Genomic DNA, 564 nt, shown 5'->3' with positions numbered 1-564 from the left:
CCCGGCATCCGCATTCCCGATCCACGGCATCGCCGAGGTCGTGCAACTGCACCGGGACCTGGCGCCCATCTTCGCGCTGAACCGCTCGCGCGTGGTCATGTACGGATTGATCAACGGCCTGCCGGGATTCATCACGCGCGAAGCGGATGACATTTTGCAGAGCACGGCGTTGCGGATTGTGGAGGGGAGGATTGCGGAGGTGTATGTGGTGCGCAATCCGGACAAGCTCAGGCATCTGCAAGCGAGTGGGGCGAGGCATTGAGCCCGCGAAGTCCTCAACCCGGATCGCGCTGCACGGCGCCTTCCGTCTGCGCCGCCTGCGCCACCACCTCCCGCACACTTCGATTCTGCCAATGAAACGCTATGAACGCCTCCGCCGGCATCGGTATCGCCAGCCTTGCGCGTAGTCGATTTTTTGTTTGCGCAGGTACTCGGCCTGCTCTTCGGTCGTATGAAAACTCTGATTTTTGCAATCAGGCAGGCAAACATCTTCGAGGGGAGGGAGTTGAGGCGTTGCACACGGTATTCCCGTGAAGAGAAATACCGTGCGTGATTGAAATGTGA

1 pseudogene is annotated in these 564 nt (G+C 59.8%); it reads left to right on the top strand.

The features are described from left to right. Positions 1–262: pseudogene (locus E6R62_RS40145) on the top strand (hypothetical protein); the annotation flags it as partial. Positions 263–564 lie beyond the last annotated feature (302 nt).

The organism is Streptomyces sp. A1136, from assembly GCF_004795055.1.
GTDB lineage: Bacteria > Actinomycetota > Actinomycetes > Streptomycetales > Streptomycetaceae > Streptomyces.
Note: the sequence above shows the minus strand (reverse complement) of the source record. Positions and strands in the feature narration are given on the sequence as shown.